The following is a 5,656-nucleotide window of genomic DNA, read 5'->3' on the forward strand; positions in this document are numbered from 1 at the left end:
CCCGTCGCTCGCCCGAGCGCCGGGGCGGTCGTGGGATGTCCGGTATGTACTATTTTATTTGCGCAAGCAACCAAAATTATAGTTGGTTTATGCAACCAATCAAAACGAGGAGGTCACCGAAGACGGTGTCGACCGAAACAGCCCAGGACCTGATCAAGGAGTTCTATCTGATCGGCCGGGCTGTCCGGGGTGCGCTGACGCATCCCGACGAGAGCCTGCTGCTGCCCGGCGCGATCGGGGTGCTCGGCACCCTGCACGCGCGCGGATCGTGCAGACAGGGCGATCTCGCGGGCGAGCTGTGCATCAGCCCCTCGGCGTTGAGCAGGCACGTGACCGAGCTCGTCGCGGCGGGCTACATCACGCGCTCGCCCGACCCCAGCGACGGGCGCGCCACCCTGGTCAGGGTCACCGACTCCGGCCGGGCACTGCTCGAACGCATCCAGGTCTCCCGCGCGCAAGGACTGCAAGAGGTTCTCACCGAGTGGGACGAGGCCGATGCGAAACGAGCCTGCGCGGCGATGCAGAAACTCAGAACCTCGTTGGCTCATTACGCACAGATCGACAACGCACAGACCGAGCACGCACACCGCAGCGACGCGGGCGTGGACAAGGCGGCGATGACAGAAAGTCAGGAAGTGGATGTCTAGTTCAGTGGAGACGGTGGATCGGGATCCCGATGCCATGACCCATCGCGAGGTGCTCGAGGCGATGACGGGCCTGCTCGCGGCGCTGTTCACCGCATTGCTCAGCACCACCATCGTCGCGAACGCGCTGCCGACCATCATCGGCGACCTACAGGGCTCGCAGACCGCCTACGCCTGGGTCATCACGACCGCGCTGCTGGCCAACGCGGCCTCGACCCCCATCTGGGGCAAGCTCGCGGATCTGTTCAACAAGAAGATCCTGGTCCAGCTCTCGATCGTCATCTTCGTGGCCGGCTCGGTGCTGGCAGGCTGCGCGCACAATGTCGACCTGCTGCTGGTGGCCCGTGTGTTCCAGGGCATCGGCATGGGCGGCCTGACCGCACTGGTCGTGGCCATCATCGGCTCGATCGTCTCGCCGCGTGAGCGCGGCCGGTACTCCGGCCTGATGGGCGCGGTCATGGCCGTGTCCATGTCCGGCGGCCCGATCCTCGGCGGCGTGATCGTCGACAGCCCGCTGGGCTGGCGCTGGTGCTTCTTCGTCTGCGTGCCGCTGGCCGTGATCGCGCTGGTGCTGCTGCAGCGCACCCTGCGCCTGCCCACCGAACGCAAGCAGGACGTGTCCATCGACTGGCTCGGCGCCCTCCTGCTGACCGCCGGTGTGTCGGTGCTGCTGATCTGGGTGTCCTTCGCGGGCAAGGCGGGCTACTACGCCTGGGCCTCCAAGGAGACCGCGCTCTACGTCTCCGTCGGCGTGCTGCTGCTGGTCGCCACCGTGGTGGTGGAATCGCGGGCCAAGGCCCCGATCATCCCGCTCAAGATCGTCACCGAGCGCACCACCGGCCTGGCCATCATCGCCTCCATCGCCGTCGGCATCGGCATGTTCGGCGCGACCACCTTCCTGGGGCAGTACTACCAGACCGCGCGCGCCTACTCGCCGACCGCCGCGGGCATCCTGACCATCCCGATGGTCGCGGGCATGCTCGTCGCCTCGGTGGTGTCGGGTCAGATGATCACCCGCTTCGGCAAGTGGAAGCCGTTCGTCATCGGCGGTGCGGTGCTCATGGTCGTCGGTTTCGGCCTGCTGGCCACCATCGACCACGCCACCAACCTGTGGCTGGTCGGCGGCTACATCACCATCGTCGGCCTCGGCACGGGCATGATGATGCAGAACCTGGTGCTGGCCGTGCAGAACACCGTCAGCGTGCAGAACATCGGCGCCGCCTCCGGCAGTGTCGCGTTCTTCCGTACCTTCGGCGGCGCGATCGGCGTCTCGGTGCTCGGCTCCGTGCTGGCCACCCGGGTGGCCGATCTGTCCGCCAAGGGCCTGGCCGAGCTGGGCGTGCCCGCGGGCTCGTCCTCCGGCGGCGGCAACCTCGACCTGACCGCGCTGCCCGAGCCGGTGCTGGCCGTCATCCGTGCCGCCTACGGCGACGCCACCGGCAGGCTGTTCCTCATGGCCGCCATCGCGACCTTCGTCGCCCTGCTGGCCACCCTGCTGCTGCCGAACCGCCCGCTGCGCACCACGATCGACCTCGATCCCGCCGACGACCCGCTGCGCGAGCGGGACGCCGCCCTGACCGACGCCGAGGTCGAACTGACCAAGGCGCCCGCGACCCCGGCCGAACTGGTCGAGGACGCGAAGGTTCCGGCCGCCGACCAGCGCGTCTGAACCAGCGGGTGATCCGGGCACACGATGCCCGCCACCACCCGGCAACCGCACGACGGGGCCGGGAGAACACCGAGCGGACACCCTCCGCGCACCGTTCTCCCGGCCCCGTCGGCGTGTCAGGACACGGTGCGCGAATCCTGGTCCGTCATGCGCGTGCGGTATGGCCATGACCACGGCCACCGGAAATCGTTGAAAATTGTTTGTTTGACTCCCGGTTCGCGCGGGTTTCCTGGTCCCAAGCTCAACCAAGGATCGAGAGGCAAAAGCATGAGCGCGGAAGCGAATACGTACTCGGGTTCGACGCACAACGGCGGCAACGCCGCGGGCGACTCGTACGACAACCTGGAGCCGTGGTTCGACAAGCTCGCAGCCCTCGACCCCGCCGACCCGCACCGCGCCGAGGTGCGCGAGCACATCATCACCCTGTGCCTGCCGCTGGCCGAGCACATCGCCGCCCGCTTCCGCGGCCGCGGCATCGAACACGACGACCTGCAGCAGGTCGCCTACGTGGGCATGCTCGGCGCGGTCGACCGTTACGATCCCTCGCGCGGGGCCAGCTTCCTCGGCTTCGCCGTCCCCACCATCATGGGCGAGGTCCGCCGCCACTTCCGCGATCACGCCTGGAGCGTGCGAGTGCCGCGCGGCACCAAGGAATTGCAGGGCAAGATCGCGCCCGCGGTGGAGAAGCTGTCCCAGGAACTGGGCCGCATGCCCCGCCCGAGCGAGATCGCCGCCGAACTCGGCGTCGACCGCACCGAGGTCACCCAGGCCATGATCGCCGCCAACTGCTACAACACCGACTCCCTGGACGCGAGCCAGCAGGACGAGGAGGGCAGCAGCCGTCCCATCGTCGCCCGCCTCGGCAGCGAGGAGCCCTGCTACCGGCTGCTCGAGGACGCCATGGCCGTGCGCCCGCTGCTGGCCGCCCTGCCCGAGCGGGAACGCGACGTGCTGCGGATGCGCTTCTTCGACAACCTCACCCAGGTCCAGATCGCCGAACGCATCGGCGTCTCCCAGATGCAGGTCTCGCGCATCCTCACCCGCACCCTCACCCGGCTGCGCGAGGAAGCCCTCGCCGAGCCGCCCGCCCGCGCCGTCGCCGCCGCCTGAACCGGCCCCGTACCCGACGACGGCTCCGAAAGCCATGGGACACAGCGGCTCTCAGGCGTCGAACAGCAGGTACAGCCCGGTGAAGGTGTAACCCACCATCACCAGCATCAACGCCAGCTGACCGGTCAGCCGATGCCGCGGCGGCAGCAACCGCAGGCAGCGATCGTGGGCGGCGGTCACCCCGAGGATGTGGCCCGCCAGAACGGCCGCCACCTTGATCGACCCCAGCACCGCGGGATGCGCCGAGAGCACGTAGTGCACCTCCAGATTCCCGAGCAGCGGCAGCGACCAGCCGAGCCCCAGCGGATCGGCCAGCAGGATCAGCGTCGCCTGGCCCTTCTCCACCAGGAAACTCAGGTAGTGCGCCACCACATAGCCCGCGATCACCGGAACCAGGCTGTGCGCCAACCGGATCGGCAGCATCGCCCGCTCCGCGCCGGACACCCCGCCGGTCGCGCGGGCCGCCAGAGTGAAGGCCGCGGCCACGATTCCGATCACGGCGAGCAGCCCGGCCGTCTGGAACAGTGTGCGCGACGGCGTCGAATTGCCCGCGAGGTCGAGCGTCAGATCCCGCCATCCCGCCGAGGCCGAAAGACTGTCGAACGCGGTCGATCCCAGCAGGGTCGCGGTCACCCACCATGCCGGCCGACGCCGGAGCGCCCGCCAGATTGTTCAGCGGCCACCGCAGCGCGAGTTCACCCGATTCGCGCCGGGACAGAGGGCTCAACCGCGCCATGAGCGAGCTGTACACCTCGAGCGGATCACCCCGCTCGGCCCACACCGTTCCGAACACGATCAGTCCCGCCAGCCCGATCACCACGTACCCGGCCAGCCACGCCGTCACCGCCGTGACCGAACCCGGCTCCGGCGAGGCCAGCTCCAGCCACACGAAGCTGAACAACCCGAGCGCCGCGGGCCGCATCCCCCACCCGCCGGGATAGGGCAGCAGCCCCCGCGCCGGATCACGGCCCGCCATCCGGCAGCCGAGGCGGTGCAGCGCCCGCACGGGGGAGACGATCTTCCAGACCGGCCCCACCAGCAGCGAGGCCACCATCACCCCGACCCACAGAAAGATGTAGACCATGCCGGGCAACGGATTCCGCGCCTGCGCCCGATCGCCGAACACCCCGATCGCCAGCGCCAGCGCCAGCACCGCGACACCCAGCCCGCCGAGGACGGCGCGCACGGCGGGGGAGTCGCAGCAGGCACGCAATCCGGCGGGCAGCGCCCGGCCGGGCGAGTGCGGGTCCAGCCGCGGTTCCCGCCAGGCGAAGGCCAGGATGGCGAACGAGAAGGTCAACGCCCACGCGGCGCCGACCACGGCATAGGTGAACGGGATCGGCAGATCGGACGCGCCGCCGATCCCGTGCGCCAGCGGCGTCAAGGCCGCACGTAGATGGTCGTGACGGTCACATTCGCCTCGTGCAACTCCACATCGACCCGGCCTGGCACGTCCACCCGGAAGGTGAACCGCTGATCGGCGCCCGCCCGCACCGGGAAGGTGTGCTCGGGATCGGCGTGCACGTGCAGTTCGTCCTCGGTGTCGCTGTGCACCACGAGTTCGATCGGCTCACCCACCCTGGCCTCCGCCCGCGCGTTCACCGGCGAGACCGACCCGCCCGCGAGCCGGATCCCCACCGTCACCGCCTGCCCGCTGTGGTCGGCCGCCGTCGACTCGACCGGACCAGAGGCGGCAGGCTCCGAGGTCTGGGAACCGCAACCGGTCACCCCGCACCCCAGCAGCGCGACCAGTGCGAACACAGCCACGGCGGAACGGGCCGACACCCCACGGCCGGACCAGCGGCCATCACTTCTCCTCTCCCGCGCGGCCGGACTCCCGGCCGGTCATCGCATCGTCGCCGCCCACGGTATCGCCCGAACCTGCCCCGTTCGGCGCGCCGTTCTCCCTCGCCTCGGAGCGCCGGTCCCGCACCGCGATCACCACGATGATCGCCACCAGCGCGATCGCCGGCAGGAACGCCGGAATCGCCAGCAGCACCGAATGATCGGCGAGGATTTCCACCCGCGCCGTGCCTGCCGTCACCGCGCGCCCGTTCCGTCGTCCTCGGAGCCGCCGCGCTCGGCGCTCGGAACCTCCGCGCCGGGACCGCCCGCACCCGTCCCGGCGCTTCCGCCGGACACGACCGAGTCGTCCCGGACCGCCCCCGCCGCGCGAGAGTAGGCAGGGGCGGGGGTGGTGGTGGCGGGGCCGGGGGGCGGCCCCCCCGCCCCC

The 5,656-nt window shown here is 70.1% G+C and carries 6 protein-coding genes and 1 pseudogene; 3 read left to right on the forward strand and 4 right to left on the reverse strand.

Features of this window, described 5'->3' with window-relative positions; translation table 11 throughout:
* Nucleotides 1-125: 125 nt before the first annotated feature.
* The 3 genes from QH283_RS12375 to QH283_RS12385 all read left to right on the forward strand — a co-directional run bounded on the left by QH283_RS12375 (nt 126) and on the right by QH283_RS12385 (nt 3,423).
* On the forward strand, nt 126-647 hold the full coding sequence (locus QH283_RS12375; RefSeq protein ID WP_280503149.1) for a MarR family winged helix-turn-helix transcriptional regulator: 522 nt from the start codon (nt 126-128) through the stop codon (nt 645-647).
* A complete protein-coding gene (locus tag QH283_RS12380; RefSeq protein WP_280503150.1) occupies nt 640-2,313 on the forward strand; it encodes an MDR family MFS transporter in 1,674 nt (557 codons plus the stop codon). The genes QH283_RS12375 and QH283_RS12380 overlap by 8 nt, the downstream gene beginning before the upstream one ends.
* 267 nt (nt 2,314-2,580) lie before the next feature.
* Complete coding sequence (locus QH283_RS12385; protein WP_280503151.1) at nt 2,581-3,423, forward strand: RNA polymerase sigma factor SigF; 843 nt, start codon at nt 2,581-2,583, stop codon at nt 3,421-3,423.
* Nucleotides 3,424-3,474: 51 nt separating this feature from the next.
* Here the strand turns inward: QH283_RS12385 and QH283_RS12390 are convergent.
* From QH283_RS12390 to QH283_RS12405, 4 genes and pseudogenes are all read right to left on the reverse strand, one after another.
* Nucleotides 3,475-4,807: pseudogene (locus QH283_RS12390) on the reverse strand (hypothetical protein).
* Nucleotides 4,804-5,190 carry a hypothetical protein gene (locus QH283_RS12395; RefSeq protein WP_280503152.1) on the reverse strand — a complete coding sequence of 129 codons (387 nt, stop codon included), beginning with the start codon at nt 5,188-5,190 and terminating at the stop codon, nt 4,804-4,806. Before QH283_RS12395 ends, QH283_RS12390 begins: the two are co-directional and overlap by 4 nt.
* Before the next feature lie 40 nt (nt 5,191-5,230).
* Complete coding sequence (locus QH283_RS12400) at nt 5,231-5,467, reverse strand: hypothetical protein (protein WP_280503153.1); 237 nt, start codon at nt 5,465-5,467, stop codon at nt 5,231-5,233.
* Nucleotides 5,464-5,656, reverse strand: a 193-nt coding sequence (locus tag QH283_RS12405; protein WP_280503154.1) for a hypothetical protein, incomplete at its 5' end; no start/stop codon positions are given. The genes QH283_RS12405 and QH283_RS12400, both read right to left, overlap by 4 nt.

The sequence above is a fragment of the Nocardia farcinica genome (assembly GCF_029867845.1).
Lineage (GTDB): Bacteria > Actinomycetota > Actinomycetes > Mycobacteriales > Mycobacteriaceae > Nocardia > Nocardia farcinica_A.

Excerpts from the sequence above, each read along its gene's own strand:
- QH283_RS12380 (WP_280503150.1), top strand. The coding sequence starts at position 640 with ATGTCTAGTTCAGTGGAGACGGTGGATCGGGATCCCGATGCCATGACC.
- QH283_RS12385 (WP_280503151.1), top strand. The coding sequence starts at position 2,581 with ATGAGCGCGGAAGCGAATACGTACTCGGGTTCGACGCACAACGGCGGC.